Origin of the sequence: Sinorhizobium meliloti (assembly GCF_017876815.1) — a bacterium.
Classification (GTDB): domain Bacteria; phylum Pseudomonadota; class Alphaproteobacteria; order Rhizobiales; family Rhizobiaceae; genus Sinorhizobium; species Sinorhizobium meliloti.
Window position 1 is genome coordinate 991,597 of record NZ_JAGIOS010000003.1, and the last position, 25,481, is coordinate 1,017,077.

Annotated in this window: 25 protein-coding genes and 3 pseudogenes; 11 read left to right on the forward strand and 17 right to left on the reverse strand. The window is 61.0% G+C overall.

What is annotated here, in order from left to right; genetic code table 11:
• Positions 1–12 precede the first annotated feature (12 nt).
• The 7 genes from JOH52_RS31270 (at position 13) to JOH52_RS31300 (ending at position 7,359) form a co-directional block, all read left to right on the forward strand.
• On the forward strand, positions 13–711 hold the full coding sequence (locus tag JOH52_RS31270) for an ABC transporter permease (protein ID WP_014532012.1): 699 nt from the start codon (positions 13–15) through the stop codon (positions 709–711).
• Positions 708–1,391 (forward strand): ABC transporter permease, encoded by a 684-nt coding sequence (locus JOH52_RS31275; protein ID WP_014532013.1) that lies wholly within the window; start codon positions 708–710, stop codon positions 1,389–1,391. Before JOH52_RS31270 ends, JOH52_RS31275 begins: the two co-directional genes overlap by 4 nt.
• A gap of 11 nt (positions 1,392–1,402) precedes the next feature.
• Positions 1,403–2,170 (forward strand): amino acid ABC transporter ATP-binding protein, encoded by a 768-nt coding sequence (locus tag JOH52_RS31280; RefSeq protein WP_017266559.1) that lies wholly within the window; start codon positions 1,403–1,405, stop codon positions 2,168–2,170.
• Positions 2,171–2,317: 147 nt separating this feature from the next.
• Entirely contained in the window at positions 2,318–3,268 is a 951-nt protein-coding gene (locus JOH52_RS31285; RefSeq protein WP_014532015.1) for an ornithine cyclodeaminase family protein, read from the forward strand.
• Positions 3,269–3,332: 64 nt separating this feature from the next.
• Complete coding sequence (thrC, locus tag JOH52_RS31290; RefSeq protein WP_014532016.1) at positions 3,333–4,787, forward strand: threonine synthase; 1,455 nt, start codon at positions 3,333–3,335, stop codon at positions 4,785–4,787.
• Between the two features lie 202 nt (positions 4,788–4,989).
• Positions 4,990–5,766 (forward strand): histidinol-phosphatase, encoded by a 777-nt coding sequence (gene hisN, locus JOH52_RS31295; RefSeq protein WP_014528764.1) that lies wholly within the window; start codon positions 4,990–4,992, stop codon positions 5,764–5,766.
• Between the two features lie 390 nt (positions 5,767–6,156).
• On the forward strand, positions 6,157–7,359 hold the full coding sequence (locus JOH52_RS31300) for an IS256-like element ISRm3 family transposase (protein ID WP_010967204.1): 1,203 nt from the start codon (positions 6,157–6,159) through the stop codon (positions 7,357–7,359).
• A gap of 91 nt (positions 7,360–7,450) precedes the next feature.
• Here JOH52_RS31300 and JOH52_RS36670 read toward each other — a convergent pair.
• The 3 genes and pseudogenes from JOH52_RS36670 to JOH52_RS35590 form a co-directional block, all read right to left on the reverse strand.
• Positions 7,451–7,839: pseudogene (locus JOH52_RS36670) on the reverse strand (plasmid partitioning protein RepB C-terminal domain-containing protein).
• Complete coding sequence (locus JOH52_RS35585) at positions 7,742–8,011, reverse strand: plasmid partitioning protein RepB C-terminal domain-containing protein (RefSeq protein ID WP_202881847.1); 270 nt, start codon at positions 8,009–8,011, stop codon at positions 7,742–7,744. Before JOH52_RS35585 ends, JOH52_RS36670 begins: the two are co-directional and overlap by 98 nt.
• Positions 8,008–8,376, reverse strand: a complete 369-nt coding sequence (locus JOH52_RS35590; protein ID WP_017273423.1) for a ParB/RepB/Spo0J family partition protein — start codon at positions 8,374–8,376, stop codon at positions 8,008–8,010. The genes JOH52_RS35585 and JOH52_RS35590 overlap by 4 nt, the downstream gene beginning before the upstream one ends.
• 135 nt (positions 8,377–8,511) lie before the next feature.
• On the opposite strand from JOH52_RS35590, the pseudogene JOH52_RS35595 reads away from it, so the two are divergent.
• From JOH52_RS35595 to JOH52_RS31315, 3 genes and pseudogenes are all read left to right on the forward strand, one after another.
• Positions 8,512–8,741 (forward strand): annotated as a pseudogene (locus JOH52_RS35595) (hypothetical protein); the annotation flags it as partial.
• Positions 8,742–8,745: 4 nt separating this feature from the next.
• Complete coding sequence (locus tag JOH52_RS31310; protein WP_017265519.1) at positions 8,746–9,105, forward strand: type II toxin-antitoxin system RelE/ParE family toxin; 360 nt, start codon at positions 8,746–8,748, stop codon at positions 9,103–9,105.
• A complete protein-coding gene (locus JOH52_RS31315) occupies positions 9,095–9,418 on the forward strand; it encodes a helix-turn-helix domain-containing protein (RefSeq protein ID WP_018009569.1) in 324 nt (107 codons plus the stop codon). The genes JOH52_RS31310 and JOH52_RS31315 overlap by 11 nt, the downstream gene beginning before the upstream one ends.
• Positions 9,419–9,608: 190 nt before the next feature.
• Here the strand turns inward: JOH52_RS31315 and JOH52_RS31320 are convergent, their stop codons facing one another.
• From JOH52_RS31320 to JOH52_RS31365, 10 genes are all read right to left on the reverse strand, one after another.
• Positions 9,609–11,135: an amidohydrolase family protein gene (locus tag JOH52_RS31320; RefSeq protein WP_014532023.1), complete on the reverse strand. Its 1,527-nt coding sequence runs from the start codon at positions 11,133–11,135 to the stop codon at positions 9,609–9,611.
• The gene (locus JOH52_RS31325) at positions 11,132–12,070 is read right to left on the reverse strand and encodes a nucleoside hydrolase (RefSeq protein ID WP_014532024.1); all 939 of its coding nucleotides are present in this window, start codon (positions 12,068–12,070) and stop codon (positions 11,132–11,134) included. The genes JOH52_RS31320 and JOH52_RS31325 overlap by 4 nt, the downstream gene beginning before the upstream one ends.
• Positions 12,067–12,492, reverse strand: coding sequence for a VOC family protein (locus JOH52_RS31330; RefSeq protein ID WP_014532025.1), 426 nt, complete (start codon positions 12,490–12,492; stop codon positions 12,067–12,069). The genes JOH52_RS31325 and JOH52_RS31330 overlap by 4 nt, the downstream gene beginning before the upstream one ends.
• Positions 12,493–12,501: 9 nt before the next feature.
• Positions 12,502–13,395 carry an ABC transporter permease gene (locus tag JOH52_RS31335; protein WP_014532026.1) on the reverse strand — a complete coding sequence of 298 codons (894 nt, stop codon included), beginning with the start codon at positions 13,393–13,395 and terminating at the stop codon, positions 12,502–12,504.
• On the reverse strand, positions 13,392–14,429 hold the full coding sequence (locus JOH52_RS31340; RefSeq protein WP_014532027.1) for an ABC transporter permease: 1,038 nt from the start codon (positions 14,427–14,429) through the stop codon (positions 13,392–13,394). The genes JOH52_RS31335 and JOH52_RS31340 overlap by 4 nt, the downstream gene beginning before the upstream one ends.
• Positions 14,426–16,006 carry an ABC transporter ATP-binding protein gene (locus JOH52_RS31345; protein ID WP_014528771.1) on the reverse strand — a complete coding sequence of 527 codons (1,581 nt, stop codon included), beginning with the start codon at positions 16,004–16,006 and terminating at the stop codon, positions 14,426–14,428. Before JOH52_RS31345 ends, JOH52_RS31340 begins: the two co-directional genes overlap by 4 nt.
• A gap of 149 nt (positions 16,007–16,155) precedes the next feature.
• The gene (locus JOH52_RS31350) at positions 16,156–17,181 is read right to left on the reverse strand and encodes a BMP family ABC transporter substrate-binding protein (RefSeq protein ID WP_017265517.1); all 1,026 of its coding nucleotides are present in this window, start codon (positions 17,179–17,181) and stop codon (positions 16,156–16,158) included.
• A 106-nt stretch (positions 17,182–17,287) separates the two neighbouring features.
• On the reverse strand, positions 17,288–17,608 hold the full coding sequence (locus tag JOH52_RS31355) for an NIPSNAP family protein (protein ID WP_127657769.1): 321 nt from the start codon (positions 17,606–17,608) through the stop codon (positions 17,288–17,290).
• A 12-nt stretch (positions 17,609–17,620) separates the two neighbouring features.
• Positions 17,621–19,246, reverse strand: coding sequence for a GMC family oxidoreductase (locus tag JOH52_RS31360; RefSeq protein WP_014528774.1), 1,626 nt, complete (start codon positions 19,244–19,246; stop codon positions 17,621–17,623).
• Between the two features lie 3 nt (positions 19,247–19,249).
• Entirely contained in the window at positions 19,250–20,077 is an 828-nt protein-coding gene (locus tag JOH52_RS31365; protein WP_017265516.1) for a uracil-DNA glycosylase family protein, read from the reverse strand.
• Between the two features lie 255 nt (positions 20,078–20,332).
• On the opposite strand from JOH52_RS31365, the gene JOH52_RS31370 reads away from it, so the two are divergent.
• Positions 20,333–20,974: a TetR family transcriptional regulator C-terminal domain-containing protein gene (locus JOH52_RS31370; RefSeq protein ID WP_014528776.1), complete on the forward strand. Its 642-nt coding sequence runs from the start codon at positions 20,333–20,335 to the stop codon at positions 20,972–20,974.
• A 679-nt stretch (positions 20,975–21,653) separates the two neighbouring features.
• On the opposite strand, the pseudogene JOH52_RS31375 reads toward JOH52_RS31370, so the two are convergent.
• The 4 genes and pseudogenes from JOH52_RS31375 to hutC form a co-directional block, all read right to left on the reverse strand.
• Positions 21,654–21,996 (reverse strand): annotated as a pseudogene (locus JOH52_RS31375) (transposase); the annotation flags it as partial.
• A gap of 236 nt (positions 21,997–22,232) precedes the next feature.
• Positions 22,233–23,378, reverse strand: a complete 1,146-nt coding sequence (locus JOH52_RS31380; protein WP_014532031.1) for an alpha-hydroxy acid oxidase — start codon at positions 23,376–23,378, stop codon at positions 22,233–22,235.
• A gap of 1 nt (position 23,379) precedes the next feature.
• Positions 23,380–24,600, reverse strand: a complete 1,221-nt coding sequence (locus tag JOH52_RS31385; protein ID WP_017266170.1) for a hypothetical protein — start codon at positions 24,598–24,600, stop codon at positions 23,380–23,382.
• A gap of 115 nt (positions 24,601–24,715) precedes the next feature.
• The gene (hutC, locus tag JOH52_RS31390) at positions 24,716–25,447 is read right to left on the reverse strand and encodes a histidine utilization repressor (protein WP_014532033.1); all 732 of its coding nucleotides are present in this window, start codon (positions 25,445–25,447) and stop codon (positions 24,716–24,718) included.
• Positions 25,448–25,481: the final 34 nt, after the last annotated feature.

Below are 25,481 nucleotides of genomic sequence, written 5' to 3' on the forward strand. Positions count from 1 at the left end.
CGGAGTAGGGCATTGGAAGCACTGAACGGCTGGTGGGATGATTATCTGTTGGCGTCGGTAACCGTCGCAAAGGTTTTCGTCTGTTCGCTGATCCTGATGGTGATCTTCGGGCTGCTTGGCGCGTCTGCCAAGCTCTCTTCCAACCGCCTGGCCAACGCTGTCGGCAACGCCTACACCGTGTTCTTCCGCGGGACCCCCGAAATACTCGTCATCCTGCTGTTGTATTTCGGCTCGGCGGTTTCGCTGACGACCATCGCCCGAGTTTTCGACCCGTCCGTTGCTTTTGTCGATATCCCGCCCTTCTGGGCGGGATCGATAGCGATTGCATTGGTGGTCGGGTCCTACGCCACCGAGACATTCCGCGGCGCGTTCAATGGCGTGAAGAGCGGGAGCATCGAGGCCGCACGGGCGCTCGGAATGAATGGACTGCAAACGTTTTTCTACATCCGCATCCCGGAAATGTGGCGAATTGCCCTCCCGCCCTTCGGCAATCACATGCTGTCGCTCATCAAGGACACCGCCTTGATCTCCATCATCGGACTGAACGAGACGCTCTTCGTCGCAAAGCAGGCTGCCAGCACGACGGGAAAACCATTCACGATGTATATCGTCGTCGGGCTTATATACCTGGGCTTCTCAACCGCCATTACGATCTCGGTCCTGCTTCTTGAGACCCTTGCGAACAGACATATTCAGCGGAGGCCGTCTTGAATATCGGCATCGTATTCGACGCGATACCTCGGATGCTAAGCGGCATCGTGATGACATTCCAGCTATTGCTGCTCTCCCTGGCGATCGGGACAATGATTGCCGTCTTGCTGCTCCTGATGCGGATCAGCGGCCGCTGGTGGCTGTCGTGGCCTGCCCAGTTCTATACCTATGTCTTTAGGGGCACGCCGATCCTGGTGCAGATTTTCATCGTCTACTACGGGTTGCCCCAGTTCGAATGGATCCGCGAAAGCATATTCTGGCCGATACTGCGAGACCCGTTCGGCTGCGCGATTCTGGCGCTTTCGCTGAACACCGGCGCTTACCTCTCGGAAATCTTCCGCGGCGGCGTGCTCGCCGTCGAGCGCGGCCTTCTCGAGGCGGGCGCGGCCCTCGGGATGAGCGCGACGCACCGCTTCATTTATATAACGACGCCGCTTGCCATCCGCATTGCCCTTCCGGCCTATGGCAACGAAGTCATCAGCCTGATGAAATCGACCGCTCTCGCCAGTACCATCACGCTCGTCGACATGACCGGCATCGGGCGGACGATCGTCGCCGAGACCTTTGCCCCCTACCAAGTATTTCTCTCACTGGCGATCGTCTACGTGGCCATAACGTGGATCATCCAACGATCGGTGAAGCGCCTGGAGGTTTACCTCGGCCGGTCCACCGCACGCTGACGTGAATAAGGATGATTGAGGCGACATTCATGAATAAACCCAATGACACGATGATTCAGCTGATTGGCGTGGGAAAGCGCTTTGGTCAGTTCGAAGCGCTCAAGCAAGTTAGTCTCGAGGTACGTCGAGGCGAGAAGATCGTCCTGTGCGGCCCCTCCGGTTCCGGAAAGTCAACGCTCATCCGGTGTATCAACCGTATGGAGGAACACACGAGCGGACGAATCATAATCGACGGCCGGGAGCTCACCGACAGGACGAAGAACATCAACGCCGTGCGGCGCGAAGTTGGCATGGTGTTCCAGAGTTTCAATCTCTTCCCTCACATGACCATCCTGAAAAATCTGACCATTGCGCAGCGCCTTGTCCGCAAAACCCCCGAGAAGGAGGCAAAGGAGGTCGCGATGCATTATTTGAAGCGAGTGAAGATCCCGGAACAGGCCAGCAAATACCCGGTACAGCTTTCCGGCGGTCAGCAGCAGCGCGTTGCAATCGCGCGAGCACTTTGCATGAAGCCGCAGATCATGTTGTTCGACGAACCCACCTCGGCCTTGGACCCGGAAATGATCTCGGAGGTTCTGGACGTCATGGTCGATCTGGCACGGGATGGGATGACGATGATTTGCGTCACCCATGAGATGGGCTTCGCCCGGTCCGTTGCGGATCGGGTAATGTTCATGGATGGCGGCCAGCTGATCGAGGAAGGCGACCCGGAAACGTTCTTCGCTAATCCGCGCAACGAGCGAACCGCGCTTTTCCTCCGCCAGATTCTAAGACATTGAGCGTTTAGGCACCCGCCGAGACGGGTGGCCCCACCGGTGCCAAGAGCGGCGCCGCAACGCAAAAAGACCTGAAACAGCCACGGATGAGCCATGCACGGCGCATTCGGACGAAGCCCTGCGGGCTCATGAAATGACATGAGGCACTAGATGACCAAGGTTTTTGGAATTGAAGAAATACGCGCTGCCACGGCGTCGATGGATCTGACGTCGGAGATGGAAGCCGGATTCGTCGCCTACTCCGACGGCAAGGTGGTCGTTCCCCCGGTAGGCGAGCTGCTGTTCGAAGAACCGCCTGGCGACACGCATATCAAATACGGGTACATCCGGGACGACCGGGTCTTCGTGATAAAAATCGCGTCCGGCTTTTACGGCAATGCGGCCTTGGGCCTGCCTTCGAGCTCCGGGTTGATGCTGGTGTTCTCGCAGAAGACGGGCTTCCTTGAATCGGTGCTGCTCGACGAGGGCTATCTCACCAACGTTCGCACGGCGCTTGCCGGCCGGATAGCCGCGCGTTACCTGGCCCCGAAAGAGGTAAAGGCGATCGGCGTGTTCGGCACCGGTACCATGGCCCGGATGCAGGTCACCTATCTTTCCACCGAGACGGACTGCCAAAATATTGTCGCATGGGGTCGGTCGGATGACAGCCTCCGGCGCTATTGCGATGACATGGCGGCGCTCGGCTATCACGTCACCACTACTCGTGACCCGCGCGAAGTGGCCGAGGCGTGCAACCTCATCATCATGACCACCCCCTCGACCAAACCCCTGCTTATGGCGAGCCAGCTGCAGCCGGGCACCCACATCACGGCGATGGGGTCGGACACCCCGGAAAAACAGGAACTCGATAGCCTGATCCTGGCACGCGCCGACATCGTCGTCGCAGACAGCCTCGAGCAGTGCCTGTCGCGCGGAGAGATATTTCACGCGGTCCGCGCAGGCCATATCGCGGCCGCGCAGGTACGTGAGCTCGGCGGCCTGATACGCGCCGGTACGCGGGTGCGCACTTCACAGGACCAAATTACGGTCGCCGACCTGACCGGCGTCGCAGTCCAGGATATTCAAATCGCAAAAGCGGTATGCGAGCGGCTGTCATCGTGACGTCGACATACCTGCGTTCCAACACACACATTTGCCGTCCATTTTCACTTCAGGAGGAAAGCCAATGATCAAGTATGTTAGCACGACCGGGGGAATAGAGCCGGTAGGCTTCGACGAAGCCGTGCTGCAGGGCTTTGCAGCCGATGGGGGCCTGTTCGTACCCGATCGAATTCCGGTGATCGACCAGGAGCAGCTGCAGGCATTTTCAACCCTTAGCTTTCAAGACCTCGCCTTCGAACTGGTATCGCTCTACATCGATGCATCGATCATTCCGCGGCAGGATCTCAGACGTTTGATCGACAACAGCTACCGCGAATTCCAGCGCCCCGACATCGTCAATCTCGTGCCTATCCGCGGCAATCGCGACACATACGTACTAGAGCTTTTCCATGGTCCGACCCAGTCCTTCAAGGACATGGCAATGGGCTTCCTGATGCAGGTGGTCGACTATCTTCTCGGGCAGCGTCGGGAAAGACTGAACATCGTGCTTGCGACAACCGGTGATACAGGCCCCGCCGCCGCATGGGCGGCCGCAGGCAAACAGCGCATCGATTGCTGGCCGCTTTACCCGAGAGGAATGATTTCCCGGGAGCAGGAGCGCCAGATGACCACATTGAGGGCGGATAATGTGCATCCCGTCGGGGTCGAGAACTGCCCGGACGGCGGGGACGACCTCGACCTCGTGGTCGCAGAGTTGTTCTCCGACGAAAAACTCAAGCGCACCTTGGCGCTCTCCAGCGTCAATTCCATCAACTGGTGCCGCGTCATGACGCAGACGGTGCACTATTTCTACTCCTACTACCGGGCAGTCGAGCGCGTCGGCGATCCCGTCGTCTTTTCCGTACCGTCCGGTGCGTTCGGTAATTTGTTCGCCGGCTACCTCGCGCGCTCCATGGGCTTGCCGGTCGCCCGTTTCGTCTGCGCCAACAATGTCAACAACGCGCTGCATACCGCGTTTTCGCGGGGGGTGCTGCCCCGTCACGATCTCGTTCAAACGCCTTCGTCCGCCATTGATATCGTGGCCCCTTACAACTTCTGGCGGCTCCTATATTTCGCGACGAACAGAGACACCGCCCGTATCCGCCAGTGGATGAAGGACTTCGCCGCGCGTCGGGAGGTGGTGCTCGACGTCGAAACGACGAAGACCATCCAAGGGGGCTTCATTTCCGCTTCGATATCTGATGAGGAGACACTGGCCACCGTCCGCAGTGTCTACGAAGCGGAAGGCCATTACCTCATTGACCCGCACACGGCTGTTGCCGTTGCGGCGGTTGAAGCGGTCAGGGACAGCCTGCCCGCGGCTGCCGCGATCGTTTGCTTTGCAACGGCGCATCCGGCCAAGTTCCCCGATGTCATCAAACGCGCCCTTGACGTGGAGGAACTGCCGGCAGCAGGGCACCATCCGGTAATCGACGAGGCTCGCGATGCCTGTGAGCACCTGCGTATATGCCAGTTGGAGAACCTCAGATCGAATCTGATTGGTGAGATGACGCGGCACGTCGCACGCAGAAGAGGTTGATCCTCTCGCCGCGCGATGGCCAAGCAAAGATCGGTCACCGCACAGAAGGGTGATGCCACCCATGCAATTTCTTCGCGCGCGGAGGTCTCCCGCCGACAACCGTCTGTCCATCGGGATCGCCATTCCGACATGCCGACGCTGGACCTGCTCGCCTGCTGGCGGGACGGTGCCCCCAACGACAATCAAAGGAGTGCAGAACTCGATGTTTGATCCGCCGCTCGGAGAATTTGCCAGTTTCGCTCACGACATCGCCGACCTTGCGCGACAAACGATCAGCAGCGCGGCGGGGGTAAGGCGCGAACCTATCGCGAAGTCGGACGCCAGTCCGGTGACGGAGACCGACCGAGCCGTGGAGAAATGCCTGCGCGAGCGCATAGCCGACCACTTTCCCGATCATGGGGTGCTTGGGGAGGAATTCGGCGCCGAAGGATTGGGCAATGAATTCGTCTGGGTTATCGATCCAATCGACGGCACGAAAGCCTTCGTTGCTGGTCTTCCGGTATACGGCACGTTGATTTCACTGACGCGCGGAGGAACGCCCATCCTTGGCCTGATAGACAATCCCATGACAGGCGACCGCTGGCTCGGCGTATCTGGCCAACCGACCACTCTCAACAACGTTCCGATTAGAACGGCCTCCACAACCGCTCTCGCAACAGCTTTCATAGCGAATGGCAACCCGGACGCGTTCAGCCCCGCTGACAAAAGCAGGGTTGAATCTCTCAGAAGGATCACACGCTGGTGCGTCTACGGCGGAAGCTGCATAGCCTACGGCCGTGTAGCCGACGGCAGCGTGGACATCAGCATAGATGGAGGCTTAGACCCCTATGACTATTGCGCGCTTGTTCCCGTAATCACAGGCGCTGGCGGCTGCATAACCGACTGGCAAGGGCGGCCGCTTACGCTCAACTCAGGAGGTTTGTGCGTAGCCACAGCTACCGACCTACTGCACCGACACGTGCTCGAGATATTGGCTTAAGAAGGGGCGCTGTGCGTAAGCGGCACGATAAAGCTTTCAGGATGCGTGCGCCCTCCCCCTGCAGGAGGTGTTCATCGGCACGAACAAGGGAGCAATCGTACGCGCCTTGTCTCAGGTGGCATAGATGGTTCGCAGGGTGAGTGCAGGCGTGGGCTTCTGCGTTTAAAGGCCCTCGTGGGACCCAGGCTGCGGCTGCCGACATAGAAAGCCTCTGCCAAGCCCTGACTTCATTGGACACCGCACTGATAGTGCGTTGCACACTCAAGGCCTCATGCATCCGGAGTAAGGTTCCGGTGGATACATTATGCGATCCTGGACGAACAAGCCGGGAAGGGACTGTCAGGAATTCTGTGCGGTGGGCCATGATGATGAAAAGGAGAGAATCATCACATGGCTATCGAGAAAGAACTTCTGGACCAGCTCCTGGCTGGACGTGATCCATCCGAGGTTTTCGGCAAGGACGGTTTGCTGGACGATCTGAAGAAGGCGCTTTCAGAGCGCATCCTCAATGCGGAGCTTGACGACCATCTCGACGTCGAGCGCCTGGAGGGCGGCCCCGCCAACAGGCGCAACGGTTCCTCCAAGAAGACGGTTTTGACTGGCACATCGAAGATGACGCTGACCATCCCGCGCGATCGGGCGGGTACCTTCGACCCAAAGCTGATCGCCAGATATCAGCGCCGGTTTCCCGATTTCGACGATAAGATCATTTCGATGTACGCCCGTGGTATGACAGTGCGCGAGATCCAGGGGCATCTTGAAGAGCTCTACGGCATCGATGTGTCGCCGGATCTGATCTCGGCGGTGACCGATACGGTTCTGGAGGCCGTTGGAGAGTGGCAAAACCGGCCGCTCGAGCTTTGCTACCCCCTCGTGTTTTTCGACGCCATCCGGGTCAAGATCAGAGACGAGGGCTTCGTACGCAACAAAGCCGTCTATGTCGCCCTGGCCGTGCTCGCTGACGGCAGCAAGGAGATCCTCGGGCTCTGGATCGAGCAGACGGAAGGGGCAAAGTTCTGGCTGCGGGTCATGAACGAGCTGAAGAACCGCGGTTGCCAGGATATCCTAATCGCCGTGGTCGACGGCTTGAAGGGCTTCCCCGAGGCCATCACCGCCGTCTTTCCCCAAACAATCGTCCAGACCTGCATCGTCCACCTGATCCGGCACTCGTTGGAGTTCGTATCCTACAAGGATAGAAGGACCGTTGTGCCGGCGTTGAGAGCCATCTACCGCGCCCGAGATGCCGAGGCGGGCCTGAAGGCGCTGGAGGCCTTCGAGGAAGGGTACTGGGGCCAGAAATATCCCGCTATCGCTCAAAGCTGGCGGCGCAACTGGGAACACGTCGTTCCCTTCTTCGCCTTCCCCGAAGGGGTCCGCCGCATCATCTACACGACGAACGCAATAGAGGCCCTCAACTCGAAGCTTCGGCGAGCTGTGCGTTCCCGCGGGCATTTCCCTGGTGACGAAGCCGCGATGAAGCTGTTATATCTCGTTCTTAACAACGCGGCCGAGCAATGGAAACGGGCGCCGCGGGAATGGGTCGAGGCAAAGACACAGTTCGCCGTCATCTTTGGCGAGCGGTTCTTCAACTGATGAAACCGGCCCACCGCACAGAATTCCTGACAGTCCCAGCCGGGAACATTTCGCAATTCCGGTGGGCCACGTCTCTGCCCCATAAGGAACTTTACGCGTCCAGGGCCTCCGGCTGAGGATCGATCTCAGCGATTTTCTGAAACTCCCCAAGATATTCTTGGCGGTGATACGAAAGCCACCGGGTGATGCGAGTGTTGGCGAGCAGCTTGGCAACGTATCCGCGTGCGACGGTAAGATGCAGATTGTCGATGCCGTAAGTTTCCTCGACGCTTTTCACTTGAGTCTGAAGTGATGCAGTTCCCTTTCCATCCGGGCAATCTGCTGGCCTGTCGGCGTGGATGCAGCAGCGCCTGTCATCTTTTTGGCTGCGACCAACTGGCTGTCAGGCGTGGCAGCGCGTATCGCTCGCGCGAACATAAGCGTAAAATTGTGCTGACCGATCATCAAATCTGCCGCTTCGATTTGCCGAACGGCGTTCATCTGCCGCAGGACATCGAACACCTTCATCGAGCAGGGCGTGTCTTTCAGCATCTCGGCTACCTCGGGCTGATGCCTTCCAACAGACGGAACCGGCGAATGACGGACTCTGAAGCCCCAATGCATCGGCTATATCGGCCGAAGAAACGCCCCGCTCGATGGCACGAGCAATCATCCTGTGCTCCTGGATCGGGGCCAGCCGGTTGACCCGCTTGTTGTAGTGTAGGTGTCGTCGTCAATCGCAACCAAACACTCGACCTCCGCGAAGCCAAGTTCCTTCAGTGCTTCCAGCCGCAGGTGTCCATCGAGCAGGTACCAGGTTCCCGCGCTCCTTGTATCTGCAATGACCACCGGTGCCTCGACGAGTCCAATTGCCTTGATCGAGCTCAGGATCTGCGCAAACTTTCGGCTCTCGCGAGCGCCCTCCGGGAGTGACTTCAGGGGAACGATCGCAGAAATTGCGATGGTTTGTATGTCGCGGTCAAAAGCGAAGTGGATTCGCCCGTCCCCACCGTCGTCGCCTTTGCACTCTTCATTCATCGCATCTCCCGGAAATCCGTGTAGCGAGGGCTCTTGGCATAGTCTCAAGCCCCTCGGCTCGCAGCAAGTTGAGAAACCCTTCGTCAGCGAGCAGGTCCTTCAGGGCCTCGACGATGAACAGAAGGCGCGTCTGCGCACGTCCGCGATGTCCTTGCCACTCATATCCTAAAGCAAACCGGATCCTACGACAGCCAAGGTACGCTATCCAGGGCACGCCGGAGATGATTGCCATCCCTGCGGGTCCCTTCTCGCCACAAGACAAAGCGGCGCTTGCTGCGACGATTCTGAATCAGGTATGGAAGCGGCGTAGTTCCTGCAACTTTTTTCCCGGAAACTTGATAGGTGTAGCACGGAGTGCTATATGAAGAGATGTCAGGACGGACTTTCAAAACGGCGTGGTTTTCCAAAGCAGCGAAGAAAGCGCGGATCTCCGACAAGGCCCTTTGCAAGGCGATTGAGCAAGTCGCACGCGGACAGGCTGATGACCTCGGTGGCGGCGTGTTCAAGAAGCGGCTCAACGACAACATGCATCGTTCGATCGTTCTGGCGAAGGCCGGTGAGTACTGGGTGTTCGCCTATCTGTTCGCGAAGAAGGACCGCGCAAACATCGATGACGACGAGCTCCTGGCTTTCCGGAAGCTTGCCGAACTCTATCGGCGCAAGACACAGGCCGAGCTTGATGCGGACATCGGGACCGGCGCCCTATTGGAGATTTGCAATGGCGACTAAGCGCAAGTTCAAGAGCGATGCCTTTGAGGCGATCCATAGCGCCGTCGAAGACATGTATTCGGCAGGTACCATCGACAAGGAAACCATGAAGACCTTCGATGAGACTTGCCTTTCCATCCCGCAGGAGCTGACGCCAAGCGAGATCAAGGCGCTGCGCGAGAACAATCATGTCAGCCAACCAGTCTTCGCGCGCTACCTGAACACCAGTGCATCAACAGTGCAAAAGTGGGAAACCGGCGCGAAGCGGCCGAGCGGCCCCGCCTTGAAGCTGCTCTCGATCGTCCGGAAACACGGTCTCGAGATGTTGTCCTAGAAGGACACTGCCGCAGAAGGATAAGCGCGCGCAGTTCCAGCCGATACATTATGCGATCTATTTAGCCCAGAACGTGAAGATCCTTGCAACAAGCCGTGCCCGGGCTCGTGATGCACGGCTTCCTTCGACCAAGAACGAAGCCGCTCGCGCGACGGTGGCGCTCGTGGTGACGGTACAGCAGTGATGTGAATTATGTTCTACGGCCGACATCAGGCGGCGTCCCGTGGTAGCGGTTCAGGCCGATATCCATCAGAGCCGCCCTATGATGGATCTCCGCCATGACAGGTTCGAAAATTCTGTTGCGGCGCTCGAGGTCAGCATGTTCGGCAAGATACGCCGGCACCAGCTCGGCAATCTCGTCGAAGATGGCCGGCTCATCCAACGCGGTCAACCGCCTGTCATGCATCACGATCCGACCGGCGACGATCACGGTCTCGATAGAGGAACCGTTCTCCGAATAGACCAAATGCTTAGCTAGATCGTTCAGTGGCATGAAGGGGTAGGTGCGCAAATCGAGAATCAGAAGATCTGCCGCCTTGCCGGCCTCAAGCGAGCCGGTCACCTGTTCCAGCAAGGCCGTCCTCGCACCGCCGATCGTGGCCATCGCGAGAATCTCGTCCGCCGCAACCCATTTCGCATAGTCGGGCCCGGAAACGCTATGGATGAGGCCGGCAACACGCATAACATCGAAGATGCGCGAGGTGTCGTTTGAAGAGACGCCGTCGGTGCCGAGGCCAATCGTCACTCCTGCATCGAGCAGGCGGCGGATCGGGGCGATGCCAGCGCCTAGCTTCATGTTCGATACGGCATTGTGGGCGACGGAGACACCCGCCTCCCCCATCAGGCACATGTCCTCATCGCTTACCCAGACTGAATGCGCGATGGTTGTGTTGCGCTTCAAAAGGCCAAGGTCGGCCATGTAAGCGATCAGCGACTTGCCGTGGAGCAAGTGGCCCGTCACGGCCTGGGTTTTGGTTTCCAAAATATGCGTGTGGAACGGCACGTGATTTTCGATTGCAAGATCCATGCAAGCGGCCATGAGATCAGGCGAGCAACGCTGCGGCGCCGAGGGCGCAATCATGAAATTCAGGCGGCCGGACTTGCCATGCAGGCTGGAGAAGGCCGACTTGCAGTAGTCCAGATACGCGGCGGCAGTCATGGGCGGGCCGAAATCGAGAAGGTCCTGCAATTGAGTGGGCATTACCTCGCGCGCGAAGGGCAGCGCTTCGAGCGTGTGGACGTTCATCACGGCACTCGACACATTGGCGCGGATGCCCGCATCGTCGTAGGCGCGGAACACCGTCGCCAGTCTGTCGAGATCGTGACGGGGCGGATCGAAGAAATCGTCACACAAGGTGGTGACGCCGTTACGCAACGACTCCATCGCCAGCAGCAGGCTGCGCAGGTAGAGCAGGCGTTCGCCGATCGGGTCGTTCATCAGCAGCGGATAGGCATAGAGCAGCCAGACTTCAAGCGGCATGCGATCATAGCGGCCGCGAAGGAAGGTCTCGCTGGAATGGGTGTGGGCGTTCACGAGTCCAGGCATGACCAGCTTGCGGTGCCCCTCGATGATGCTCGCATCCGGCTTGGCGGCAAGCGCCGCGCCCATCGCCTTGATCTTTCCTCCATCAATCAGAATATCACCGGTAAACGGCGCTGTACCATGGGTAGCGTCCATAGCGACGATCGTCGCATTGCGGATCAGGATTTCACTCATGGCAGGTTCCCCAAAGATTGAATGAGAAGGTCGTAGTAGGCGACGGGGTCGCCATCCCTGACATAGAAGACATTCTTCGGACGGTCGGTGGTCTGCCACCAGTCGGCGACCGTCATCCCCGCTGTCAGCGTGCCGTTGAGCTCCACCGAGACATTGATCTGCCGGCCTGAAAACATGTCCGGCGCCAGCATGAAGGCGGGCACGCATGGCCCATGCAGCGGTGCGCCCTCCCAACCGTATTTGTTGAGGTCGAAGGCTTGGGAATATTCCAGCATTTCGGCGGTCGCCACGCCGCAGCGGTTTGCCAGAGCCCGCATTGCGCTGAGCCGCTCCGGCGTCGAGCGCATTCGGTGTGTCACGTCGAGTGGCAGGAGCGTGGTCTTGATGCCGGCCTTCAGCACGACGTCCGCGGCTTCGGGGTCAACATAGCAGTTGAATTCCGCCGCCGGCGTGATGTTGCCGACCTCGAAATAAGCTCCGAGCATCGCGACAACCTCATGAATCTTGCCGGCAATGTCGGGCGCCTTGCGTAAAGCCATGGCCAAATTGGTCACGGGGGACAGCGAGCATATGGTGACCTCGCCGGGATGCGCGCAGACGGTGTCGATTATGAAATCGATGCCGTGCTTTTCCTGCGGCTTGATCGACGGCGGCGGCAGGTCCGGACCGTCGAGACCCGTCGGACCATGCACATGCTCGGCCGTGACCAGCGGACGGATGATCGGATGCGAGCAACCGGCGAAGACGGGAATATCCGGCCGGCCGGCCAGTTCCATCAGTTTCAGGCAGTTGGCGATGGTGTGATCGAGGTTGATGTTGCCGGCGGTGGCGACCAGTCCGAGAACCTCGAACGCTTGCTTCTGCCCGAGGATCGTCAGGATGGCAGCCGCCTGGTCCTGACCCGGATCGGTTAGGATGATCAGCTTGCGTGTCATGCGGCCACCCTGCCAGGAGCGCCGCCATCAAGCCACGCGTAAAGCTCCCAGGTCTCGCCGTCAGGTCCGCGGAAATAGAGGCACCGGGCGTTCCACGGGTAGTCGGCCGGGGGATTGACGAAGGTCACGCCATCTTTTTCGAGGTCCGCATAGAGGACATCTATATCAGCGGGACTGTCGACTCGCACCGCCACGAGCACGGCCGATGCCGACCCTACGGGCACGCGCACATCAGTGTGGCTTTCGATATGCGACCGCTCCCACAGCGCGAGCGTCAGCCCCGCGCCGATGAAATCGGCAAAGCCTGGTGCGCGGTGCTTGAGTTCGAAGCCGAGCTTCTGCGTATAAAAGCGGATCGACGCCTCAACGTCGGTGACCAGGATGCAGACATCCTGGATCGGATGGAGTTGCGCGAACTTCATGGTGCCTCCCTATTGATCCTTGAGTTCGGCGAACGAGCTGGCGGCCTTCGCGCCGCCGCGCAGCTTGCCGGAAAGCCAGACGCCGAAGACAGTCGCGAGATAGGGCAAAGCCTGCAGAAGGTCGTGCGGGATCTTGTCGCCGAACATCAATTGCGCCCGGATACCGAGCGCGCCAACGACGGCGAAGAACAGCGCAGCGAAAGTGGCCCCCACCGGATGGGAAGCGCCGAAGATGACCGCAGCAAAGGCCATGAAGCCGCGACCCGCCGTCATGCCCTGGGCGAAGAACTGCAGGCTGCCGGCGGCAAGTTCCGCCCCGCCGATGGCACACAGCACCCCGCCGATCGCCAGCGCCACGAGGCGCATCCGCGAGGGATTGGCCCCGACGCTGCGGGCAGCGAAGGGATGCTCGCCACAGGCGGCGAGGCGGAGACCGAAGCGTGTGCGGCGGAGCATTACCCACATGCCGAAGACGACGAAAGGCATGGCGGCGACCGCGATCGACAGCACGCCATAGGCGCCGAAGGCCGGCCCGAGCTTCGGAATGCCGAACGGTGCGGTCACGCTCGCCTGGCTTCCGAAGATCGACTGAACGGCGAGCGCCGTGCCACCGAGGCCAAGGCCCGTCAGGCCGAGGCCGGCGATGATCGGATTGGCCTTGAGCCTGTCGATGACGAACCAGAGGAGGACGGAGGCAAGCACACAGATGAGGATGGCGATGAGGATGGCCGCAACGATGGAGTTGGTCAGCATGATGCCGACGATCGTGGCGCAGGCACCCATGATCATCAGGCCCTCGAGACCGAGGTTCCACACCCCTGCCCGCTGCGCAATGACGCCAGCGAGGGTGACGTAGATCAGCGGCGTCCCGGAACGCAGGATGGCGATGATGATCTCGTTCATGACGGGCGTCCTCCGAGACGCAGCACTTGGTCGACGAGTTTCGACCTTGCTGTGATGAACAGCGCGATCGCCGCATTGATGATGTCGATCGCGGCGGCCGGCAGCCCGGCCATGATCGGCAGATAGAGCGCCGCCGAGGCAAGGCCGCCGAAAAACACCGCCGCCGCCGCAGTGCCGACCACGGAGAGATTGGCGACGAGTGCGATCAGGATTGCCGTGAAGCCGTGGGCCGGCAGGAACCCGGACGCAATGCGGCCGTTCGGCCCCATGAACTCGATAGTTCCGGCAAGACCCGCCAGTGCGCCCGAGATGATGAAGCTCGACAGGCCGAGCTTCCACAGCCGCGCGCCCTGCCACTCCACCATCGTGCCGTTGCGGCCGGCAAGGCTTGCAAGAACCCCGAATGCCGTGCGGTTGACAAGGAGCCACATCAAAATGCCGACGGCGGCCCCGATGGCGATGGTGGTCGGGGATATGCCAAGCGAGTCCGAGATGCGGTAGGCCGCGTCGAGGGGGCGGCTCGATGCCTGCTGACCGGACCCCGAAGGATCCTTGAGCGGTCCCGAGGTCACATAGACCAGAAGCAGGCCGGCCATGAAGTTGCCCATCAGCGTGGTGATCACCTCGTCAGTGCCGGACCGTAGCCTTAGAAGTCCCGGCCAGAGAGCCCAGAGGGCGCCGCCCAGCGTACCGGCAATGATGAGTGCCGGGATGACGAGGAAAGCCGGCCCGCCCTTGAATGCCTCGGCGGCGAAGGCAGCGCAGATTGCGCCGACATAGAACTGGCCCTGTGCGCCGATGTTAAAGAAACCCGCCCGGAAGGAAATCCCGACGCCTACGGCCGTGATGAACAGTGGCAATGCCCATCTGAGGCTCTGTTCAATCGCACCGCTGCGCAGGAAGGCGCCGTCGGCCACCGCCCAGAGCATGACCGGCGCATTGTAGCCGGCAAACTGGAACACCAGCGCGCACAGGATGAGCGCAAAGGCGACAAAGATCAGGCTGCGGGCAACCGTGACGAGACTGTCTTTCATGCGCTTACCCTCGCAGCCGCATCGGTCATGGCTGCGCCCACCGACGCGATATCGAAGGGCGCGTGGAATTCACCGTTCACACGTCCCGACAGCATCACCACCACACGGTCGGAGATGTCGAACAGCTCGTCGAGATCAGACGAAATCAAAAGGATGGCGGCGCCGCGATCGCGTGCCTGCCGGAGCGCCTGCCACACGAAGGCGGTGGCACCGATGTCGAGACCACGCGTCGGCTGAGCCGCGATGATCAGCCTGGCATCGCGATCGACCTCGCGCGCAAGGATCACCTTCTGGGCATTACCGCCCGACAAGGACCCCGCCTTCTGAGCTGAATTGTGGTAGTGAACGCTCCATTCCCTAAGCGACCGGTCGCAGGCTTCGCGCACCGCCGAGGGGCGGATCACCTTGAGCAGGCTCCCCTGCAGCAACTCCCTTGCGCTCCAGTTCTGCCAGAGCGAACTCGTGAGGCTGAGACCTTCGACGTTGCGCTCGAAGGGAATGATCCTGAGCCCAATCGCGCGACGGGCGGCGAGCGGTTTGCCGGTCACGTCATGGCCTGCAAGCACGATCGATCCGCCGGCAAGATCGGCAAGGGCGGAAATGGCGCGCACCAGCGTCTTTTGTCCGTTGCCCTCCACGCCTGCTATACCAACGATCTCGCCTGGGCGAATGTCCAAATCGACGCCATCGAGTGTGATGCCCTCACTGTCGGGCCGCGTGGAGACGGCCTTCAAGGATAGCACGCTCGGACCTTTTGCATTTTTTGGATGACCTGCGCCCTCGCCTGAGGGCGGTTTCGTTCCGACCAGCGCGTCGCGCTCATGCCGATCAAGAGTCTTGGCAGCCGCTTCACCGACGATCAGGTTGGCGAGCCTCTCGGCCGAAACCTCGGCTATCGGAAGCGGCCCCTCGACCTTTCGGCCGCCGCGCAACACCGTTACCGTGTCAGCGATGCCGAGCACCTCACGGATCTTGTGCAGGATCAGGATGACGGTAACGCCACGTTCCCTGAGGCGGCGGACACGAGCAAACAGCATGTTTATGCCGGAGGGCGAGAGCACCGCGGTCGGCTCGTCGAGGATGAGCACGCGCGCATCCATCACGAGCGCCCTTGCGATCTCGATGCCCTGTTGGGTCTCGATCGGCAGGTCGCGGATCCGCCGGTTTAGGTCAACTTGGACGTCGAGGTCGGCGATATGCCCCCGCCATCTTTTGGCGAGCCCCTTGCGGCTGTAAATACCACCTTTGCCAGTGGCGCCGAACTCCATGATTTCCGCGACCGTGAAGGATGGCGGCAGGGCGAAACTCTGATGAACCAGCTCCACACCCGCCGTTCGGCTCACGCTGACCTGGCCGGTGCGAATTTCGTGGCCCATCACGTCGACGGCACCGGCAGTCGGTTGAACGAGCCCCGCAGCGACGCGGGCGAAGGTTGTCTTGCCGGCGCCGTTCTGGCCCACGACCGCGTGGATCTGGCCGGGAACAAACGAAACGGCAACGCCCGACAGTGCAGTCACGTCTCCGAATTTCACGGTGACATCCCGGCACTCCAGCGCAGGCTTCAGAAGGTTGCACATCAAAAGTTCCCATCGAGAGCGAAGGCTCACGGACCGTCAACAGGAAGGAAGACGATCCGCGAACGTCCGGCGGCCCTCCCCGAAGGCAAAGGCCGATACCGGTTTTCCGTCAAGGCTCCGGGGGCCGACCCTGCGGCCGGCGCCGGAGCTCAGAGCGTGGTGTTGAACGGAACCTTGATGGAGCCATCAAGAATACCGGCACGCGCCTTTTCGACCTCGACCAGCGCTTCCTTCGCCCTGGCGTTCAGCTCAGGCGGCCCCTGTTCGGCGAAGACGGGCGAGGGAATGAAGTCGATGACGCCGGTCCCAAGGCCCGTATGCTCGTGCGTGCCGCCCTTCCATTCAGGACCGACGGCCTTCGTTGCCTCGTTGTAGAGCGAGACGCCGAAATCGAGGCCGACGATGGAGATGAGCGACTTCGGACCGAGTGCGTACTGTCCTGGCGCAAGACAGCTCACCATGCGGCCTTCCTTTTCGTTGGCTGCGGCGATAATGCCGCCGTCGGTGGCGGCTGCGTCCGTCTGAATGTAGTCGATGCCGTCATTGTACATCTGGGCGGCGATTTCCTGGCCCTTTGCAGGATCCTGGAACGAGCCGGCAAAGGCGGCGATGACGCTGGCGTCCGGCTTGATCGAGTGGACGCCGGCTTTGAATGCGTTGAAATCGGCGTTGAGCGGCGGGATCGAAACACCTCCGATGAAGCCGGTCTTGCCCGTCGTTGTCATCTTGGCCGCAAAGACGCCAGAGAGATAGCAGCCGAGATAGTAGTCGTAGGACACCGTCACCACGTTCGGGATCGCCGGCTCGAAGGGGTCGGCGAACAGCTGGATCCATTTGGTACCGGGATAGGACGGCGCCAGCGCCTTGAAGGGCTCGGCCACTTCGTTGAAGGTGGAGATGATGATCGCAGCACCTGCGTCACCGAGCGTGCGGTAGATGGTCTCGTAGGTCGCGGGGTCCTGCGCGTAGATGGCACGGTGCTCAAACCCCTTCTCTTCCGACAGCTGCTTGAGCTTGGCGATCATCTGATCGACCGGGCCGTTGTCGCCGGCGGCCTGCGTGTGGACCAGTGCGACCAGCCCACCGGACGCCCTGGCAAATTCGGGCACAATGCTGGCGGCAAGACCGAGCGCAGCGGCGCCCGCGCTCGCCTGTAGGAATGTGCGACGGTGCATTATGTGTTGTGAAGCCTTGTCAGTCATGATCGTTCCCTCTTTTGTTAATTGTCTTGTGTCATGCGCATTCCGACACGCGGGCAATGGCGACACGTGCCTGGTCGTCTCAAAGCGGCGGCGAATAGGATGCAGGGTTCATGATCATCACCTCCTGCTTCTGGATCGCATCGAGCGCCCAGACCTCGGAGATGAATTTTTTCCAATCCGGATCGGCGTACATGGCCGAGCGGCGCGCCTCGCGATCCGCAAGGCTGTCGTAGGCCCACAGGAGAACGGTGGTGTGAAGCGTGCCGAGCTCCGAAACGTAGAGGCCGACGAATTTGTTGAGATGACGTTTCTGCACCGGGAGACCGTCAGCCTCGTATTTCTTCATCCACTTGTCGACCGTGCCGGGCTTGAACGTATAGGTGCGGTGTTCGAGGATCATCGGATCACTCCCTTAGCTGTTCAGGATCAATTCGGCGCATTTCTCGCCGATCATGATGGCGGGCGCGTTGGTGTTGCCGCTCGAGATGATCGGCATGATCGAGGCGTCGGCGACACGCAGACCCGCGATGCCATGGACCTTGAGCTGCGCATCCACCACCGCCATGGGATCGTTACCCATCTTGGCGGTGCCAACAGGGTGGAACGTCGTCATGGCCGTGGCCCGTAGCCAGCGGGTCAACCCAGCGTCGTCGTTTGCTTCCGGCCCGGGCGCCAGCTCCTTGCCGCGATAGCGGTCGAAAGCCCTCTGGCCGACGATGTCGCGCGTCAGCCGGATGCCGTCAATCATCGTGCGGACGTCAAAATCGGACTGGAGGTAGTTCGCCTGGATCTTCGGTTTGTCGGTGGGGTTCGCCGACCGTAGCGTGATCTCGCCGCGGCTCGCCGGATTGACGGGTCCGACCCGGATAGTGAAGCCGTGATCTGCCTCGACCGCCCGCTTCTTGGCGAAGGGATTGGGGAAATGCAGGTTGGCGGTCTTTTCCAGCGCCGGCATGAAATGCAGCTGGATGTCGGGCGAGACGAGGCCGTCGTTCGAGCGAATGAAGGCACCCGCCTCGTAGGGAAACGTCGTTGTGATACCCTCGCCGAACAGCATCCCTTGCGCGACAGCAGGAATGAGCTTGTCGGCGCGCAGGTCGCCGAACAGCGTGACCGGCTCGCGGCATTCCCAGCTCATGACGCAGTCGACGTGATCCTGGAGGTTCTTGCCGACACCGGGAAGATCGAGCGTCGGCTTGATGCCGAGGGCACTCAGTTCGTCTGCCGGCCCGATGCCGGAAAGCAACAGCGCCTTGGGCGAGTTGACCACGCCGGCGGACAGGATGACTTCGCGACCTGCACGCGCGAGGCCGGGCCTGCCGTCCTTCAAATATTCGACACCGCAGGCCCGGCCGCCCTCGATGAGGACACGCGTCGTTTCAGCGCCCGTCAGTACGGTAAGGTTCTTTCGGCCGAGCGCCGGGCGCAGGAAGGCCCAGGATGTGGACCAGCGCTTGCCCTTGCGGATGGTAAAATCGTATCGGCCAAACCCTTCCTGGGTCACACCGTTGAAGTCGTCGTTCTGAGGATAGCCGGCCTGCAGTCCTGCCTCGCAGAACACGTCCATCAACGGATTGTGGCCACGGGCACGGCAGACAGTGAGCTCGCCGTCCACATTGTGAAATTCCCCATTGCGCTGGATATGCGCTTCCGAGCGGCGAAATGCCGGCAGGACTTCGTCATAGGACCAGCCGGGCAGGCCGAGCTGCGCCCAGCGGTCGTAGTCGTGGCGATTGCCACGCACGTAGATCATGCCGTTGATCGTGGAGGTTCCGCCCAGCACCTTGCCGCGCGGCCAGTAGAGGGACCGGCCGTTGAGATAGGGCTCGGGTTCCGTGTGATAGTGCCAGTTGTAGATGCCCGAATGGAAAAGCTTGCCCATTAGCATTGGCAACCGAAAGAGCGGATTTTGGTCCTTGCAGCCAGCCTCGATGAGCAACACGCGGTTCGCAGGGTCCATCGACAGACGGTTCGCGAGAACGCAGCCGGCCGAACCCGCGCCGACGATGATGAAATCATATTCCGGGGTAGACGCCATGGTTCACCATGCGATGGGCCGGCCGCCCATCGCCTCCAGATAGGAATTGCAGAGAAGGAAAGGATTTTCCCGGCCGAGCACCTTGTCGGCGAAGGCGGGATGCTCGCGCTGGACATAGCCGACATGGCCCGCATGCCCCTCGCGAATGCTTGCTTCCGCAAGAATGTCCGCAGCCGCCGCGCCGAATCCGAGGAACACGACCGGCTCACCCCGCGCCACCAGCATATCGATCACACGCAGCATCAAGGGTCGCCAGAAAGGAAGGTGCCCGCGCGACTGATGCGGATCGATATCGACCCGGAAGCGCGAGAGCGTCAGCGACGCGTTGAGCAGCAGCACGCCCTCGCCCACCCAGCGGCCGGCAATCACTCCGGGTGCCTCGAACGGGCCGGCGGGGTCGCACAAGAGACGTCGCACGTCGGGCCAGCGGTCGAAGCTTTGCGCCAGACTCTCATCGCCGAGACGCGCGGCCGCAATGAGCTGCATATAGGCACGGATGCTCTTGGAGAACATCTTGTCCAGCTCGTTCCACGCGGCCAGGTTGCCGGCCTCGAAGGCGCGACCTGTTGCCAGACCCGGTTCCGGATAGGGATCCTGGCCAAGGATCATGCAATGGACGCCGTTCGGCGCGATGCCGTCGAAGGCGGCGAGGACATGGGCACCCCGGGGCTGGCCGGGAAAGGTCTTGCCGCGGCGTGCGGGAAATATCGGCTCCCAGGCCTCCAGATCGAGCCCGGCATCGATGCGGTCGAAATCCTCTTCGACGGGTCCGAGCGCATCCCGCCAGGCATGCGGCAGGTCGGCTTGCCAGCCGGCGAGCGTTTCTGCCATCGCCTCTCTCAGTCGTGCCGGCATCACGCCGCTCCCCTGCGTTCGTTGAAATGAGACTAGACAAAAGCTGACCAAAGTGTCAACTTTTAAAAGGAAAAAAATGACGAATGGGTCAGTTTTTTTTGACCAGATCGTCGGTTTTTTGAATAGTGGCGCGCTTGCATTTCGCCGTAAAACGCGGCAATTGCGGAAACGACCTCGCCGCCACGCATGATTGCCTGGTAGGAAGCGGCGACGTGAGAGGGACGAGATCGCATGGCAACGGCAGCACGGGATCCAGAGGAGCGCATCCGCGAACGCAACATGCGCCTCATCATCAAAACTGGGATCGAGATATTCGCGCGCAAGGGCTTTGATGGTACGCGGATCGCCGAGATCGCCGAGGCCTCGGGCCTGCCCAAGGCCAACGTCTATTACTATTTCTCTTCTAAGGAGGAGATCTACAGGGCCATCATTGCGCACCTCATTACCAGCTGGGACGAGGCGCTAAAATATATTTCGCCCGAGCGTGAGCCGGCGGAGGCCTTCCGGCTCTACATCAAGGCAAAGCTCGACTACACGCGCAAGAACATCGCCGAGTCCCGGCTCTTCGCCAGTGAGATCATTCAGGGAGCGCGGTTCCTGAAGAAGAAGGATCGCGACCATATGCGCCAGGTCACGGATGCGCATGTGGCGGTCGTGGAGGGTTGGATTGCGGCCGGAAAGTTGCTGCCGGTTGATCCGCGCCACCTGTTCATCATGCTGTGGGCTTCAACGCAGTTTTACGCGGATTTTGAGCCCATCGCCGCCGACGGGCTAAGGAAGGCGCGTTTGAAAGCGGAGGATTATGAAGCAGCCGCAACGACAATTACGGAGACGATCCTGAAAGGCATTCTACCCGGCCCGGTGCACAGTTGAATCGATGCCGGACAGAGTCGCCTCTTGGGACCCTCTGGCCGAACGCGCCTACCGACGTGATGGACTTGATGGACTTGATGCGATTCGATCGGCCCTTCTCTTCATTCACCCCCGTCTTTCGAGAAGCGCGAATTAGCCTTGAGGAAACGGTGGGACGAAACGTTGTTGGTGGATCGCAAGGGCGGTCGACCGGGACGGGCATCGGGGTGCTTGACGACAAACGGCAAGAGTCCATCCGCAAGACCATCATCAGATACTACCTAAAGTGTAATCGACCGACACTTTCGCTGTGTTGGTCCGGGATGTGCAAACGAACTGCATGTCGGCCGGGCTTAACGCCCCCGTCCAATTGATACCTTATGCGATCTTCTGTAACGGGCTTTGCGTCAATCCCTTGTGCGCTTAATCCGTCGCCGAGGGCTTGCTTCTGTCCGCAGTCGGAGCTTTGCCGCTGCTCTATGGTGTCTGCTGAGGACCGGTTGGCCAATCTTAGAAGCGCAGTCACCGCGTGCTGCTGATCGCATAGCGGCCTAACCCATCCATCGTCCCGGCGAAGGGACCTTGCTGCGGAGGGCTGATGGCTGTGCCCGTCCGAAAGCCTGTCTCGTCGTCTCCTCCGATCAAGCCGCCAGGGCTGGCGCTCCCTTATGAGCAATGAAGTTCTATCCCTGAGTATGCAATGCAACACCACCGCCAGCTTGCGGGCCAGCGCCACGCGCGCCTTTTTGGGGCCGGCACGTCTTGCGACCGCCAACGCCCAACCCTTCAGATCGGAGCCTTTGACCGGTCGCGTCAGGATTGACATTGGCCGCCTCGTAGAGCGCGGTTCGCACGCTGCCATCGCCGATCTTCGAGATGCGACCGCTATGATCGGTCTCGCCCGACTGACACTTCTTCGGCGTCAATCCGAAGTGCGGCCCCACCGCGCGCGAGGAGCGGAATCGCTCCGGCGCATCGACGGCCGCCACAAACGTCAGCGCCACCAGGAGCAACGGCCAGGGGGAAGGCGAAATCAACCGCCTGAAGGCAATCAAGCGTGCAATCTATGGCAGAGCTGGCCCGGAGCTGCTCAGGGCACGCGTGCTGCCGCTTGACCAAAATCGCCACCACACAAAGTGAGGAAGACCCCATTTATCTGCCAAGCGACAGGTCAGCAGGCAGAGGAGCCGCTTGGTGATGATTAGAAGGGATGGGGGGTGGATGACGATGGGGGGCGGCAGCAGCAGCCCGGCCCTAAAAAACGGCGCGCGGCGCTCCGTCAGAGTGTCGAGACGGCTTCCGCGCCGAGAGCCTTGAGTTGCTCGACCGAGGCAATCCCCATCAACGCAAGACTGATCGAAATCTCGCGCTCGAGGATGGCAATCACCTCGGCCACCCCCGCCTGCCCGGCGGCCGAGAGGCCGTAGGCATAAGCCCGGCCAAGCATCACGCCGTCTGCGCCGAGTGCGATCGCCTTGATGACGTCCGCGCCGCGGCGGATACCGCCGTCAAGCATAAGGCAGAAGTCGGTTCCCACGGTGGCGCGAATGCTGGGCAGGGCTCGGATCGTGCTCGGGGCACCGTCGAGCTGGCGTCCGCCGTGGTTGGAAACCACCACCCCATCGCAGCCGAGATCGCGAGCGCGCACAGCATCAGCGGGCGTGAGAACGCCTTTGATCACGAGCTTGCCCGTCCAGCGTTCGCGCAGCCAGGCGATGTCCTTCCACGACAGCGTCTTGTCGATTCGGCGCGAGAGATTGGCCGCCTGCTCCAGCGCGCCGCGACCGAATTCCGGCCGGTGCTCGATAGCCCTGACCGACGGCATGCCGGCAAGGACCACCTCTGCAAGCCAGCGCGGCTTCAGCGCGAGGCGCGCGAAGAGGTCCGGCGTCACCCGCGTCAGCGATCGGAATCCGTTTCGCACGTCCCGTTCGCGAATGCCCGTAATGGCGGTGTCGACCGTTACGAACAGGGTGTCGACGCCGGCGTATTCTGCCGCTCGCAGGAATTCCTCGCAGAGCGAGCGATCCTCCAGCACATAGAGCTGGAAATGCAGCGGCCCGTCCGTGACGATCCGAAGGTCGGCGAGTGAGGCGATGGAAAAGGTTGATAAGCAGAAGGGGATGCCCGCGGCATGCGCCGCCCGCACGGCCTTGACCTCGCCCTTGCCGGAATAGAGGCCGAGGAAGCCAACCGGCCCGAGCATGAACGGCAGGGGATGACGTTTCCCGAGATAGGCCGTGGCAAGGTCCTGCGGCTGCGGCTCGACCAGCACGTTCTGGCGCAGGGTTAGGCGGGAGAAGTCCGAGCGATTCGCCCGCATCGTCTCCTCCTCGAAGGAACCGCCGTCGATATAGTCGAAAAAGATCTTCGGCAGCCGCCGCCGGGCGAGATCGCGAAAGTCGTCGATGTTGACCAGCGCCATGTCAGCCGTTGTCCGGATCGATTGTGTCGATGAAGCGGGAAATTAAATCGTCTCCCGCAACCGGCTCGCTTCCGGCCATCACCGCGACGGAGAAGCCTATCAGGGAGGAAATCGCGTTATGGGTCGTTGCGCCAGCCCGCAGGTTCATCACCAGCGTTGGGCAGAGGAAAAGGCCAAGCCGGATGACCCGGCGCCAGTCGGCCGGAAGCATGCCCCGCGCCTTCAGTTCGCTAAGCAGCGGACGCCAAAGTGCCTCTGCCTTTACGTCGAGAAGCGCCCGCCTGACAGGACTCGGCGCGAAATCGGTGGTAACGCGGAGCAGAGCGCCATCAAGCACTGCGCTTGCCTTGTAGCGCCCGGCCGCCATGGCGGGATCGTAGAGCCACAGCGGATGGGCAAGGATGTTGTGGAAGGTCGTCTTCACCTCGGCGAGCAATGCAGGAATGTTCTCGCCGGCAAAGGCGGGATCGAAGAAGGACAAGTGTGCCCCGCCATCGCGCTCCTCGTACCAGACATTCGCATTGTGGGCGTCGCCATGCGCGACCACTCCCCCGGCATCCGCCAGCCGCGCGGGGTTCAGCCGCTCATGCGCGGCATCGAACAGGGCGCCGATACTGTCGCTGTATTCGATGCCGTTCACCACAAACCGGCAGCGCGAGAGCGTCTCCCAATCGAGTGTCAGGTTGGGAAAGGCAAAGTCCTTGCCGACATAGAAGCTTGCCATGCGCCCGCCCGGATAGCTTGCTGCCGAAGGGTCTACGAGCCTTTCGTAAAACAGACGGTGGATCGGCTCGGCCGCAACCTCCCTCGCACCCACCGTATGCAGTGTGGCAAGATAGACCTTCAGCACGGCTTCGCTCAGCCGGCGTTCGGCCTCAACCGCCCTTCCCCTCGCCGCGGCATCGTCATTCAAGTCCAATGCCCTCAGCACATCTGAAAAACGCGGATCGGTGCGTCGGCGATAGACGAGTATCTGTTCGCCAGGAAGCACCGACATCAGCAATGGCTGGTCCACCGGCAGGCCGGCGCGCGCCAGGATGTCGGCGCGATAATATTCGCCGCTCATGGCCTCTTCTCCCTCTTCCTGGTGGAACTTGAAGAAGAAGGCGCCGTCCTCCGTCTCGAAGAAGCCATTGAGCGAATTGAGGCTGTACTGGTCGTGATTGATCGCGACGTTCCTTGCCTCGATCCTGAAGAGATCACGCAGCAGCTCGGCCAGCAACTGTTCCGCCTTGCCGTCTCCGGTTTTGGCGACCTTTCTTATTTCCGCGGTGCGGCTCGTGGGCTGGCTCATGGCGTTCTTTCCGGATGGGTCTTTCTGGGCATAGGAACGGCGGTCACTTGCCGCCGTGCAGATAGCGGCTGCCGAGCGAGTAGCGGCTGCCGACATAGGTGAAGGTATTGACGGTTGCGACGACCGGCCCTGACCAGGTCTTGCGGTGCAGGATCAGGCAGCAGTCACCAGGGCGAACGTTCAGCAGGCGAGCCTGTTCAGCATTGGCCGGCAGAGCGCTGATGAGATGCTCCACCTCGGTCAGCGGCGTGGCGTTCTGCAGGTAGTCATAGGTGGCGACGGTAGTAAAATCCTGGTCGGCATAGCCGGAAACGAGGTTGGGATTGACGTAACGTTCCTCGAGCTGAACCGGCAGGTCGTTCTCGAAATGAATGACGACGGAATGATCGACGGGCTTCACCGTCTCGAACTCGAAGGCGAGCAGAAGCTCCGGTTCCGGTCGCGCGATCCGCTCGAGCACGACCACCTCGGCCCGGTGCCGGCTACCGCGCGTCTTGATCTCGGTAATGATGTTGCTGATCTCGATCAGCGTCGACCGGGGCCTGGGCGGCGCAACGAAGGTGCCCACCCCCTGAATGCGGCGCAGATGCCCCTCGGAGGTGAGTTCCCGCAGCGCCCGGTGAACGGTCATGCGCGAGACACCGAGTGCCGAAACGAGTTCGTTCTCCGAGGGAAGCCGGCTGTTGCGCGCCCATTTGCCGCTGCCGATGTTACCGAGGACGAAGTCCTTTACCTTCTCGTAGAGGGGCGATGCGGAATCTGAAAGCGTATTCATGGTTCACTGCCTCCACCGCCGCCAAATCGGGCCG